The organism is Bacteroidota bacterium (genome assembly GCA_016711505.1).
Lineage (GTDB): Bacteria > Bacteroidota > Bacteroidia > AKYH767-A > 2013-40CM-41-45 > JADKIH01.
On the sequence record JADJSV010000003.1, the window covers coordinates 206145 to 219823 of the forward strand.

General features: G+C 36.4%; 11 protein-coding genes and 1 pseudogene. 6 read left to right on the forward strand and 6 right to left on the reverse strand.

The window, feature by feature from the left end; genetic code table 11:
• Positions 1-55: 55 nt before the first annotated feature.
• A complete protein-coding gene (locus IPL24_06775; GenBank protein MBK8363390.1) occupies positions 56-1099 on the forward strand; it encodes a glycosyltransferase in 1044 nt (347 codons plus the stop codon).
• A 952-nt stretch (positions 1100-2051) separates the two neighbouring features.
• Here the strand turns inward: IPL24_06775 and IPL24_06780 are convergent.
• The 3 genes from IPL24_06780 to IPL24_06790 form a co-directional block, all read right to left on the reverse strand.
• A complete protein-coding gene (locus IPL24_06780) occupies positions 2052-2729 on the reverse strand; it encodes an ATP-binding cassette domain-containing protein (protein ID MBK8363391.1) in 678 nt (225 codons plus the stop codon).
• Between the two features lie 9 nt (positions 2730-2738).
• Positions 2739-2942 carry a fructose-6-phosphate aldolase gene (locus tag IPL24_06785; GenBank protein MBK8363392.1) on the reverse strand — a complete coding sequence of 68 codons (204 nt, stop codon included), beginning with the start codon at positions 2940-2942 and terminating at the stop codon, positions 2739-2741.
• 75 nt (positions 2943-3017) lie between these two features.
• A complete protein-coding gene (locus tag IPL24_06790; protein ID MBK8363393.1) occupies positions 3018-3881 on the reverse strand; it encodes a hypothetical protein in 864 nt (287 codons plus the stop codon).
• Positions 3882-4196: 315 nt separating this feature from the next.
• Here IPL24_06790 and IPL24_06795 point away from each other — a divergent pair, with 315 nt between their 5' ends.
• The 4 genes and pseudogenes from IPL24_06795 (at position 4197) to IPL24_06810 (ending at position 8992) form a co-directional block, all read left to right on the forward strand.
• Positions 4197-5006, forward strand: coding sequence for a hypothetical protein (locus IPL24_06795; GenBank protein MBK8363394.1), 810 nt, complete (start codon positions 4197-4199; stop codon positions 5004-5006).
• 21 nt (positions 5007-5027) lie between these two features.
• A pseudogene (locus tag IPL24_06800) lies at positions 5028-5216 on the forward strand (tetratricopeptide repeat protein).
• A gap of 6 nt (positions 5217-5222) precedes the next feature.
• The gene (locus tag IPL24_06805; GenBank protein MBK8363395.1) at positions 5223-7277 is read left to right on the forward strand and encodes a tetratricopeptide repeat protein; all 2055 of its coding nucleotides are present in this window, start codon (positions 5223-5225) and stop codon (positions 7275-7277) included.
• Between the two features lie 29 nt (positions 7278-7306).
• The gene (locus IPL24_06810) at positions 7307-8992 is read left to right on the forward strand and encodes a TonB-dependent receptor (GenBank protein ID MBK8363396.1); all 1686 of its coding nucleotides are present in this window, start codon (positions 7307-7309) and stop codon (positions 8990-8992) included.
• A 91-nt stretch (positions 8993-9083) separates the two neighbouring features.
• Here IPL24_06810 and IPL24_06815 read toward each other — a convergent pair whose 3' ends face one another.
• Positions 9084-9848 (reverse strand): enoyl-CoA hydratase/isomerase family protein, encoded by a 765-nt coding sequence (locus IPL24_06815; protein MBK8363397.1) that lies wholly within the window; start codon positions 9846-9848, stop codon positions 9084-9086.
• A 64-nt stretch (positions 9849-9912) separates the two neighbouring features.
• Here IPL24_06815 and IPL24_06820 point away from each other — a divergent pair, with 64 nt between their 5' ends.
• Positions 9913-11466: a T9SS type A sorting domain-containing protein gene (locus IPL24_06820; protein ID MBK8363398.1), complete on the forward strand. Its 1554-nt coding sequence runs from the start codon at positions 9913-9915 to the stop codon at positions 11464-11466.
• A 24-nt stretch (positions 11467-11490) separates the two neighbouring features.
• Here IPL24_06820 and IPL24_06825 read toward each other — a convergent pair whose 3' ends face one another.
• Positions 11491-12984, reverse strand: coding sequence for a hypothetical protein (locus tag IPL24_06825; protein MBK8363399.1), 1494 nt, complete (start codon positions 12982-12984; stop codon positions 11491-11493).
• Between the two features lie 215 nt (positions 12985-13199).
• Positions 13200-13658, reverse strand: coding sequence for a hypothetical protein (locus IPL24_06830; protein MBK8363400.1), 459 nt, complete (start codon positions 13656-13658; stop codon positions 13200-13202).
• Between the last annotated feature and the right edge of the window lie 21 nt (positions 13659-13679).

Sequence of the window (13679 nt, forward strand, 5' to 3'; positions counted from 1 at the left end):
TCATTTGATGTACCCTATCCGGCAGATTATGGTGGAGTTATCGATGTTTTTTAAATTGAAAGCATTGCATGAAGCCGGTATCAAGATCACTTTACATTGCTTTGAATACGGCAGGACTGAACAGAAGGAACTGGAGAAATATTGTAAAAAGGTTTACTATTACCCGAGGAAGAATTCACGGTCATTGCTTTTCAATACACTCCCTTATATTGTTCTTACAAGAAGTTCAGATCAGCTGAAAAAAAGATTACTGAAAGACAACTCGCCAATCCTAATGGAAGGATTGCATTCAACTTTTTTAATGAATGACAAAGACCTTGCTGACAAACATTTTTTTGTACGGACACATAATGTTGAGCATGATTATTACACCAATCTTGCAAAAGTTGAACGAAATATTTTTAAAAGATATTATTTCTATAATGAAGCAGGTAAATTATTAAAATATGAGAGTATTTTAAAAAAAGCAGCCGGAGTATTTGCTATTTCCCCTTCAGACAAAGAGCATTTCAAATTGCTTTCGAAAAAGGTGCAATACCTTCCTGCTTTCCATCCATTCAATTCCGTTTCGGTAAAAGAAGGGAATGAAGATTTTTTTCTCTATCACGGAAATCTTTCCGTTGGAGAAAACAATGAAGCAGCACAATTCCTGATAAAAGAAGTCTTTAACGATATTCCATATAAACTCATCATAGCCGGAAGTAAGCCTTCTGCTGAATTACAGAATGCCGTTTCTGAAAGTAAGAATGTGGAGTTAATACAAAATTGTTCGCCTGAGAAGATCTATGAACTGATTGCAAATGCCAAATGCAATATCCTTCCGACTTTCCAGTCAACAGGAATAAAACTGAAGTTACTTGCCGCACTTTTTCTTGGCAAATTTTGTTTGGTAAATACACCTATGGTCGTAAATACAGGTTTAGAATCCCTTTGTGAGATCGCTGATACTGCCATTGAAATGAAAAAGAGAATTTCTGAGATATATAAGCAGAAAAATTTTCCTGAAGAATTGATAGCGCAACGTAAAAAAATCCTGGAACAAAATTTCTCCAATCAAAGTGGTGCGAAGAAATTAATAAGCGCAATTTTTGTTAAATAAATTTTATTAAATTGCTTTATTATTTATAAGAATGGATTTCAGAATCAACACGCATTACTTTCTTAGATTAAACGTTTCTTTGTTGATCGGATTAGTTTTAATTTCCCTTTTTTTGAAATTAATTTATCCTTCTGTAGAATGGAAATTGTTAATTCTTCCTTGCCTTATCTATATTTTAAGTGCGAATTTAATATTTTCATTTGTTCTGAACCTTGTTATCTACTGTTCACAAAAAGGAAAAATTTCAAACCAAACGCAGGTAATAATTCTAAGGTGGCTTTCAATTATAATTGTTCTTTTTCCGGTGGTTTATTTCCTGATGAGTGTACCTCCTAAATTTTGATTTTTATCCCGATAGCCATCGTATAGGCGAGAACTTAAGATAAAAAACAAATGAATTGTATTTCGTTCTGTTGATATGAGGTTATTTATAGATTTTTTCAGCAAATTATATTTTATAGCCGTCAGTTAAAACTTAATGTCATTTGGTTAAAGCGAATAATGTATTCGTTGTTAATTTCTATATTATTAGGCCCGTTAGGGCCATACTTTTGGTAATACTAGACCACACTAGAACGCTAAGCACTCTTTAAACACACAGCTTTTTTCGGCACCGAAAGCACGATTATACATCAGTAATAAGCCGAATGCAACCAATATATGCTGGAACTTTTATGCCGTTAAATTAAGGGGCACACACATTGTGTTTAAAGAGTGCGCCCCTAAAGGGGTTTGACTGTCTCGTGTAGTCTAGTGTTACCGAAAGTATGGCCCTAACGGGCCTGTAGCTTCTATATCCATATACTTATTATGAATATTTGAGTTTAACTAGATGACAATGAACTAATGTTGCCGGCAATAAAGTTGACGGCATTACACTTAATTTTAATTAGGTAAAAAAAACAATTAAATTGACACCTGTGCGATAGCTATCCGGATTACCTTTTTTTAATCAACCCTTCGAATCAAACAATCTTCCATTCTCACACTTAATTATCCGCGCCGGAAATTTTTCGATCAATGTGTAATTGTGGGTAGCCATTAAAACAGAACAACCGGTTTTTCCGATATCAATTAAAAGTTTCATAATTCCTTCTGATGTTTCAGGATCTAAATTACCTGTAGGTTCGTCAGCAAGGATCATTTCAGGATGATTCAAAAGCGCTCTTGCAATAACAACCCGCTGTTGTTCACCTCCTGAAAGCTCATGCGGCATTTTAAAACCTTTCGTAGACAAACCTACTTTTTCCAAAACTTCGTTGATGCGGTCTTTCATTTTCAATTTATCTTTCCAGCCAGTGGCTTGCAGAACAAAAAGTAAATTTGAATTTACTGAACGGTCAGTCAACAATTGAAAATCCTGGAATACTATTCCGAGTTTACGACGCAAGTAAGGTACCTGACTTGATTTAATATGGTTCAACTGAAAACCTGCAACGCCCGCAGTACCTTGTAAAAGTTCAACATCACCATAGATCATTTTCAATAAACTACTTTTTCCACTTCCGGTCTTTCCTATCAGATAAACAAATTCTCCTTTGTCTATCTTCAACTGTACATTCGAAAGAACAAGATTGTTGGATTGAAAAATATTGGCATTTGCAATATCAAGAATTGTATCAGTCTGCATCTGTCTTTTTTAAAATGGAAGTTTTTGAATCTTGCCAAAAGGCAGTTCTCCTATGAATTCAATGATTTCTTTTTCATGATCACCAAGCCCTGCTTTTACCAGTGCTTTTTCCGGCCTGTCGACACGGAAATAAGCTAACAATGTAAAATTGTCATCCCGCAGTTGAACATAATCAGGAATTTTCGCTGTACCTTTTACTTTTAAAATATACATGTCACAAAAGTACAAAATGAAAAGGCCTTTCGAAGCATTCCGAAAGGCCTTTTCATAATTTCTTTAACCGTTTTATTAACGTAGTGTTACCGGAAATGTTTGTCCGTTTACAGCAACCGATGCCTGGTTATCGCAAACTCCCGAACCGTAGTCAAATGTTCTGGTTGCTTTCCCACTTGGTGTGAGGTCAAATGTACCTTCCTTGATCCAGTAACAACTAAAATCAATGTCAAGTGCATGTGTAATATTCATTGTATATGAATTTCCTTCGAAATTAGTTCCGTTGGCACTTCCTGTAATCAGGTATTCATCATCGAGCCATGTCAATGTTGATTCCCCTGCAATCCATTCGCGAAAACGGGAAGAGGTCCAGTCCATCGTTCTTCCCTGTGAATCGATGATATGTCCATCTACATCAATTCCGAAATAGATATGACCGGCATTGTTTGTTCCGAAATTAGTTACAGTTTTTGATCCTGTAACTTCAAACATCAGAGTTGTATCCTTTCCGACAAAATAATTATCGAAAGTGGTCGTAATGACAGTTCCTGAATCACCATATTGACCTGTATATGTGAAATTGATCACACCGCGACGATAATGTCCATCAAGACAAAGGCAGTTTGTACTTCCAAAGTCCACATTTGCCAGGCCACCTGTTACGGTTGAATCTTGTGTTATCGTCACTGTTGCACAGGTACTGAGAAATGTAGCTGACTGATCAGTGAAACGGTAGGTTGTTAAGCCCCCTGAACCATTCTTGATCGCCTGGTTTGCGATATTGTTCACATCATTGAAAACACCTTCTGCCAGAGCATTGTCCTGTGCCGATTGAGTGTCAAATTCTAATACTTCCTGTTCTTTTTCCTTCTTACAACTGAAGCTGATCAAACTTAAAAAGCTGATCACAAGTACGAAGTTTCTAAATCCTGGTCTCATTTTTTTGGTTTTTTTGTGAAAGTCCGATGCTGAGTAGTAATCATCTGCTCCTGAAAGTGGATTTCAGTTTAATTTTCATGATGAAGTATGTAGTTGATGAACAACGTTGTACTTGAGTTGAAAATTCTACACTTGATTTATTTGATCGTTTCTTTCGGAATATTTGACGTTAGCAACCTTATACTTTGCTTTTTTAAAATTGTTGCTCGTGTTTAAAACTATGTTCGTAACTACACTATGGAAAAACCAGTGTAGACGGGTGTTTGCAATAATTTTGAAAGAATTACCGTTTACACCGAAATTTACCTCCAACCAATGACAAGAATTTTTTTAGTTCTGCTGACACTTCTTTCCCTTCAGGCGTTTTCTCAGCAAACAGCCATATATCAGGATCCAGAAAGAGAATACCGGCAAGGACTAGATCTGTTAGAAAAACAGAAATATGGCGCTGCACAAAAGCTCTTCATGAATGTACTTCAGTCGAAAGAACATTTATCGTACGACGTTATTTCAAATTCCGCTTATTACGCTGCAAAATGTGCTTCTGAACTTTTTAATAAAGATGCAGAGTATCTGTTGCTTGACTTTATTGAAAAATATCCGGCAAGTTCAAATTATCAGCCTGCAGTTTATGATCTTGGTATTTATTACTACCGGCTAAAGCGTTATAAAAATGCAATTGAATTTCTGGCAAAGGTTGATCAATCTGATCTTTCTGCAGAGAAAAAAGATGAGGTAAATTTTAAGATCGGTTATTCATACTACATGACATCAGAATATGATAAAGCATCAAAAGCTTTTTTTCTGATGAAAGACGGGAACTCGAAATATGCCAGCGCTGCCCAGTATTACTATGCACACATTGCTTTTGTGAGTGAAAATTACGAAACCGCTTTGCAAAGCTTTCTTAAACTGAAAGACTCAGAAGCTTTTGCTCCTGTTGCTCCTTATTACATCACACAGATCTATTATCGTCAGAAAAAATATGATGAAGTTGTAAAGTATGCACCTTCAGTACTGGATACTTCTGCAACAAAAAATGGAATTGAGATCGGCCGGATGGTTGGAGAGTCTTACTACAGGAAAGAAAGTTACAAAGAAGCCATTCCTTATTTACTGGTCTAGGAAAAAAACTCCTCTAATGTAAATCGCAGCGATTATTATGCTCTTGCATTTTCTTACTATCGCACTAAAGACTTTACAAAAGCAGTAACGTATTTCCAGAAAGCGATTGGTGTTGATGATACGCTTTCTCAGAATGCATATTACCATCTTGCCGATTGTCAGTTGGAGCTGAACAATAAACGTTCTGCAAGAACTGCTTTTCAATCAGCTTCCAAAATGAATTTCGATATGGCTATCAAGGAAGAATCGGCATTCAACTTTGCGAAACTGTCATACGAACTGTCTTTTCAGGATGTAGCTTTAGCCTCATTCAGAAATTTCATGAAAGATTTTCCGCAAAGTGCATATAATGATCAGGCAAATGAAATGCTCATTACGATCTACATGAATACCAGAAATTATAAAGATGCAATTACCGCGCTGGATGGAGTGAAAAACAAAACACAGAATATAAAAACGGCATATCAAAAAGTAAGCTACTATCGCGGAGTTGAATTGTTCATGGATAATAATACGAAAGAAGCGATTCAGCTTTTCAAAGCATCTCAACAATATCCTAACGACCAGAACCTGGTCGCTGAAGCGAATTACTGGACAGGAGAAGCTCAGTATAAGCTGGAAGATTACGAAGATGCAATCAAAGCTTACAATGCGTTCTTACTTACTCCTGCTGCATTGAAAAGCGAGCGCTACAATCTTGCGAATTATAATATCGGATACTCATATTACAAAATGGAAAACTTTCCTGAAGCATTGAATTCGTTCAGGAAATATGTGAAGGATAAAATGCGTACTGATGTTTCCCGTTTTAATGATGCAACTTTGCGTCTTGCGGATTGCTACTTTATTCAAAAAGATCAGGCAAGTGCAATGGACTACTACAATCAGGCAATTGCTGCAAATGCAAAGTCCAGCGATTATGCTTTGTATCAGAAAGCTGCTATACAAGGCATACAGGGAAAGTTCGCAGATAAGGTAAACACACTTCAGAAATTATTTGAAAAATATCCAAAGTCAGTTTACTATGATGATGGATTGTATGAAGCAGGACAAGCTTGTATGGCACAAGGAAATTTTGAATTGTCACTGAAATATTTTAACCGGGTGATAAATGAATATCCAAACGGAATCTATTTCAGAAAAGCTGAACTTGGTGCTGCATTGGTTTATTACAACACTAAACAGGATGATAAAGCGATGGCTGCATATAAACGCATCGTACAGAAGTATCCAAATACTTCTGAGTCGCACGAAGCTTTGGTTCAGATCAAAAATATCAGCGTGTCGCAAAACAAAGTTGATGATTACCTGAACTATGTAAAAAATGTTCCGAATGCTGATGTATCGGAAGCAGCAGAGGATTCTTTGACTTATGAAGCTGCTGAATTGGTTTACACACAAGGAAACTGCGAAATCGCCATCCGTGAATTTGATAAGTACATGACCAAATTCCCTAATGCAATTTTCAAAGTAAATGCCAGCTATTATAAATCTGATTGCCTTTACAAAGCAAAAAAATATCAGGAAGCACTTCCGGGATTTGAATATGTAGTCGATCAGCCGAAGACAAATATTACAGAGAAGTCGTTGCTGAATGCTGCAGTGATCAACTATCGCCTTAAGAATTATGAAAGGTCTTTTGTTCAGTTTGAAGCCCTGGAAGGAATTGCTGAAGTCAAAGAAAATATTCTTGCGTCTTATTCAGGTCAGATGCGTTCTGCTTCTAAGATGTTTGACAATGCAAAAGCAACGTCTGCTGCTCAAAAGATTCTAAACTCAACTACCACAGATAAAGACCTCATCAATGAAGCGCATCTTGTAATGGGTCGTTCTTATTTTGAGAAAAAGGATTTTGGTTCTGCAAAAACAGAATTATCAATTGTAGCAAAACGTACAAACAGTGAAATGACCGCTGAAAGCAAGTATCTGCTGGCAGCCATTGAATACAATACTGCAAACTACAAGGAATCTACTAAACTTATTTTTGAAATTCAGAAACAGGTTCCGTCGTATGACTATTGGATTGCAAAAGGATTCATCCTTTTAGGTGACAATTACGTTGCACAGAACGATACTTTCCAGGCAAAGGAAACTTACAAAAGTATAATTGCCAACTACGAAAAGGACGCAAATGATCCTGACGATCTGAAGGCAATTGCTACTGAAAAGCTTGCTGCTATTTCAGTTCCGGAAAAGAGTAAAGAAATGGATCAGAAACTACGCGATGATGAATCAGTAGAAGACTCAACTGAAATTGATAATAAGAAATAATGAAAGGTAATACGATAAAGATGAAAAAATTGAATAAATATTTTTTGATAGCTGCACTCTGTGTTTCGCCTTTCAGTATGTTTTCTCAAAGTACAGACGAGCCGAAGAAGCCCTCAGATGCAAAAGAAGATCTTGGTGATGAAACTTATATCATTGTTAAAGATTACCGTCCAATCTTAGCTGAATCTGCCAAGATCTCTGATTCTCCCGAAGGTGATACAAGTTCTACGAACCCACCGGAAATGAAATATTCAATTCGTTCTCAGAAAGCTGAAACATCCTATGAAACGAGTACGATCAAAGCTGTAAAGATCAAGGATGAACCACTGACTAAACTATATCGTTCGTATATCAAATTAGGTCTTGGAAATTATTCGATCTATAATGGTGAATTATATGTGAATGCATTGCGATCTAAAACAGGTTCGTTAGGACTTGCTTTGGGACATCATTCCGGTTCACCGGGGCTCAAAGGTGTAGGTCCTGCTGCTTACAGCAAGAATCATGGTGGTGTTTATGGAAAGTATATGCTGGATAATAAAACATTCGCCGGCGAATTTAATTTCGACCGGAATGCAGTTCATTATTATGGTTACAATAGTGAAGACTCTATTCTCGATAAAAGTCAGATCGCACAGCGATTCAATATTTTCGGATTGAAATTAAATTTTGCAACTAATTACCTGAAACGGGATAAAATAGATTATTCAGCAGGCATTGACTGGAATTCGGTAAATGATAAATACGAAGTGAATGAAAGTGATGTGAGGGTTCATGGGTTTGTTGGAAAAGATATGGAAAGCTTCTATCTGAAGACAGACTTGTCGTTCGATTATTTCAAAAAATCACGCGCAAATTATGAATTGTTTAGCAGCAATACTGATCTGAGTCGTCACATCATAAATGTTGTTCCAATGATCCAGTTGAAGAATGAGAAAGCCCGCCTGAATCTTGGAGTTGATCTTGCACTGGAGAAAAATCTGGAATCAGAGATTCATCTTTTTCCTAAAGTTGACTTCTCTTTGCCTATAGCTGAGAATATTTTCTACCTCTTTGCAAATGTAAGTGGAGGAGTGGTTAAGAATAATTTCCTGACGATGGCGCTGGAAAATCCTTTTGTGAATTCAACAGTTCAGCCAATGAATACAATTAACAAGATCGAACTAAAGGGTGGGATGAATGGAAGTTTCTCTTCGCGTGTGTCGTTTCTTGCATTTGTAAAGTATTCTTCGTTTGACAGACTTCAATTATATTACAACGATTCCATTTCTTCAAATAAATTTAATACACTTTATACAAATGGAAAAGTGTTAAACATTCATGGTGAATTAACTTATCGTGCCGGTGAGAAGTTTGAAGCATCTGTTCATATTGATCAGTATAAATATTCACTTGACTTTTCACAGAAAGCATGGCATCATCCGAATACTGAAGTTAAATTCAGTGCAAAGTATAATCTTCGGGACAAGCTCTATATCGATGGCGCTTTATTCGGTCGGGGAAGTTACTACGTAAGAATTCAAGAATTAAATGGCTTCAGTGAAAAAAGTATAAAAGGGTATGTTGATGGAAATCTTGGTCTCGAGTATCGTTATTCCAAGATATTATCTGTCTTTGCTAACTTCAATAACCTTGGTTTCGCCAGATATTATTACTGGAACGATTATCCGTCAGAGAGGTTTAATATGCTGGCGGGGATTACTTATTCCTTTTAGTTCAAGGTTCAAAGTTCAAAGTTCAAAGTTGGCTTCGTAGTCAGCTACGAAGCTAACTTTGAACTTTGAACTTTGAACTTTGAACCTTGAACTACCGCGCTCCCTGTTTAAACTTCGCAATCGACTGTCTGGTAAAATCCGACAATACAAGTTTTCCGCTGATCTCTGCTCGTTCAACAAGTAATGTATCCCAATTCTCCGTGCCTTCCCAGAAAACTTTTTTAAGTTCTTTCATTGCTTCGGGATTGCTGTTTGATAATTTTGTTGTCAGGTTTGAAATTGATTGATCCATTCCTTCAATTGATTCATGGACCTCAGCATACATTCCTTTTTCTTTCGCCCACGAAGCGTCCTGCCATTCAGTTGCATTTATAGACATTGAACTAAATGCTGAATTTCCGATCTTTCTTTCTACTGCAGGACCCACCACAAATGGTCCGATACCGACTGCAAGCTCACTTAATTTAACTGATGCAGCCATTGTCGCAAAAGTGTAATCAGCAGCACAGGCAATTCCCACACCACCGCCGACAGCTTTGCCTTGTACTCTTGCTATTACAAACTTCGGAGCTTTTCTGATTGCATTAATGACGGCAGCGAAACCGGAGAAGAATTTTTTTCCTTGTTCAAGATTTTCAATCGCAACTAACTCGTCAAATGAAGCTCCCGCACAGAAAGTTTTCTCGCCTTCGCTTTTCAATAAGATGACTGTTGTATTTTCATCATTGCCTGCTTTTTCAATTTCACTGGCAAGCTGCATCAATAGCATTCCTGGTAGGGAATTGCTTTGAGGATGATGAAAAGTGATCTCGGCAATTTTGCCGTTAACTATCGTGTTTACTTGTCCTGAACTCATAATTTGATTTTGCTTATGCGAAGTAAAGGAAATTATTTTTAACTTGTGGAGTAAAATTACTGTTATGAAAAAAAACATCTTTTTCTTTTTCTTCCTTTTTTCGGTTTCTGTATCAGGTCAAATGAGCCCTTCATGGATCAACCACTTTTGTTGTTTTGATTCAGTTGGGCCGCATTCATTTTCATATCCATTGGGAGTTGTAGTTGAAAATGATTCTATAATTGTTGGTTATTTTGAAGATGATTCAATGAAAGTAAAGATCATCAGTTCTAATACAGGTGCCGACCTGAGCAATTTTGATTTTACCAACGATACTGTTTTTTCTCCCGTTTACTATGGCGGGAGTTTTGTAAAATGCAGGGAAGGGTATGTAAGTGTTACTTCAACTACAGATGCAAATGGATCTTCATTTTTGATCTTCAATGTCATTGATCATAACTTCAATCTTATTAATTCAACACGCCTGGGTACAGCATATTTACAAAATAAGATGACGGGATTATTTAATTATCCCGGTTCTGATACTTCATATTATGTTGCTCAACTTTCAGATTCATTAAGGATATTTAATTTTAATACAACTGATTATAGTGCAAGGGTTTTTAGCTATGGCAAGGATCGGATGGATCGACTTTACAGAAACCTCTTTTTTAATTCTTCGGGTGACCTGACAGTTGTCGGTTTCGAACCGGATGGGTCGCATTCATCTTTGGTGTTTAAAAGAATTGAAGTGCTGAATGGAAATTTACTACAGTCAAAGGATAGTACACTATCACTAGGATATTCTCATGAGTGTTTGCAGAAAGACGATTCTTTAATAGTAGTTTTTACGCCTCTGCTTCCATGGCCTGATTTAACTTTTATGTCTGTTGACATGAATTCTTTTGAGTATTCCGATTTGATCTACACAGGTGAAGTTGTGACTGGTTACTTTTATAGAAATTTATGTAAATCTCCCACCTTAGATAAGTATTATGTTGAAACAGAAGAGGAGTTATTTCAATTCGGCACTGACTATTCTTTTGAATATGTTAGAGTATTGGGACAGTCAACAGTTGGTATTTATAATCAATCTCCGGTTTTATTTGATCAGAATGAAAACCCTATTTTGTTTAATTCCTATTTAAACAATACAATTTTAAATGAAGATCTTATCTGCAGAAGGCTTGACAGAAATTCAGGAAATACAATTGATTCACTGATTTATGACGATGTTCGAAATACTCCGGATTTTGCAGTAGCACAATTTTTTGATGCAGGCAATAATTTGAATTTGCTTTATGCAAATGATTTTGATGATGCATTCATCCTTCAGGAAGAAGCACAGTTAAACATTATTCAACTTAGTTCCCTTACTAATTCTCAGGATGAGATTCCTCTTGAAGTAATAGTGATTTACCCAAATCCTGTATCCAATTACATGAAGTTAAGCAATAAGAATTTAGCAGGTTGCCGGGTTGATTTGTGCGATGTAACAGGGAAATCATTGAAAAAATTTATTTTGAATCCTGAGAGCGAGATTGATGTATCGGATTTAAAGACCGGATTATATTTTTTGCAATTCAAAAAAGAGGGAATAGTAATTTCAAATGCTAAATTTATTAAAATCGAAAATTAATTTTCTTCCTGATAGATTCGGGTTTTATTTGATTGATCTCTGCAGAATAAAAAATTCATCGTTTTCCCAGAATAAATTGTAACTATTTCTATACTTTTCAAGATAAACATCTAAGCGAGGATCAAAAATATCAGTATCATAACTCTTGATCTTTGTTCCAATCAGATAGTTCACTTGCAGCCTTAAAAACATTGCTTCAACTTGTTCAGGCGATTGTCCAGTCATGAGATAGGTAGCAGGATGATCTGTGTACAAAGAGAGTGCAATTGCTTTTATAAAACCAACGACTTCGTTTTCCGGAATTTTGTCTTTTACAACATTCAGCATTTCCTGTGACGTTGGCCTATATGGCCCGTCAGGAATGTCATTCTGTTTTTCAAGTGTTCTATTGAATGGCAAAATATAACCTGTCATCGTTATAAAAATAACAGAAAGGGTTATTGAATCACTGTAAATTCTTTTGTATGACCTTGTAAGTAGCAATATAATGTCGAATGTGTATTTTATCAGTAATGGAAACACCGGGAAAATAAATCTGAAACCGCCTGTGCTTCTGTTGAAGAGTAGAATCATTAGAAGGTAGAAAAGGAAAAACCATTCAGTAAATCCTGCTTTTTTTCTCAGATTTACAACCCATCCAGCCAGTGCTAAAAATACCCACCACGAAGGCATCGTGTCCCAGTTTCCCGGAAAGAAAAATGCTGTGCCCAGTACATCATAATAATATTTTGCATTTATAAATAAGCCGGACGATTCTTTGCCAAATGAATTAGAGTAAAAGCCCAGGAAATATTTCATTTCAACATGAAAAATAATCGTGTTGAAAAGAAAAAAGAAAAGTCCGGCACTCAAAACTACTATTGCTGCGGATTTGATCCGCTTCCTTTCAAAAACAGTAAAACTCACTTTGCGTTCTCCATCCGGACCATGTAATAGTATGTCAGCAATCAGTGCAGCTAGGGATGCAATTCCCACAAACCGGATAGAAGTAAGCCAGGATGCCAGTAACCCACAAACAACATAAAATAAAACCGACCTGTTTTTTCGCTCGACAATTTGAATCAGAAGAAACAGAAAAAATACGAAGGGAATATCGGTGAGAATGCTGTCTTTCAGTAAAAGGAGATAGTGATTATATAAAATGAAAATCACTAACGTAAGAGAGATAAACGGACTAAAATATTTCTTAAAATAATTAAATATCAGTAATCCAAGACCGATCATGAATATGGAGATCAGAATCAGGTAAGGCTTGACTGATAATTTGAAAAAATAATATACCGGAGAAATTATCAGTGGAAATCCTGCCGGATATGCATGCAAAGCAAAATCTCCATCGACCTTATCGAAAACCAATCCGTTGTCGATCTGTGGTCTTTGTTCTACTATATTCCTTGCCTGCAAAATGTACTGAGCATAATCATCACCCCAGTCGTGATACGGCTTTACATTTATATAAAGCAGCGGAAGAAGCAAAAGTATGCATGCAATAAAATAAACTCTGTTGAATCCGGTCATGAGAAAATTTTGTCCAGTCTTATTGCCGCTAAGTAAAGGTTTTTCTCCGAAATCAGAATCTGCTTTTTCAACTTTAAAATTTATTATAGCGGTCACAAAAAAAGCCATCCCCTTATCAGGCGATGGCTTTTTTATTTTTTTGGAATTCTCAACTAAAGAATTACGTTGTTATTAAGCAACGATCTGAGAAATCAAATTAATCCTTTAATCCAGGTTTAATTAGAGGTATACGATGGTAATTTCCCCTCAGCGATCAACGTATCCGTTTTTTCTTTGTGAGCTCCATAATCACCGAAGCAAAGAGCAGACAACATTTCATCACGCGACATGTTTACATTACCGAGTTGTTTTTTGATCTCAACACTACAACGATCAACGAAAGTTTCGAAGCGCTCCGGTGCCCAGATGTAAACTTTTTTCTGCCAGTCAGGAATCGTTCTGTCGATCTTGAATTCCGTAGGCAGATCTCCGTGAATAATGGCTTTCACCTCTAATCCTTCAAAGGATTTCGGTAGTAAACGGTTATCGAATATAAGCGGACGGCTTACATCAATAACATGCTTCTTTCTCTTTGGATCGATCATTTTCAATCCATTGATGCGAAGGCCTTTTTTCTTCAGGTATCCGAATTTCTTTTCGAATCTGTCAAGAGTGTCATAAAGTAACATGGACATTTTTTTTTGTACTGTGATACT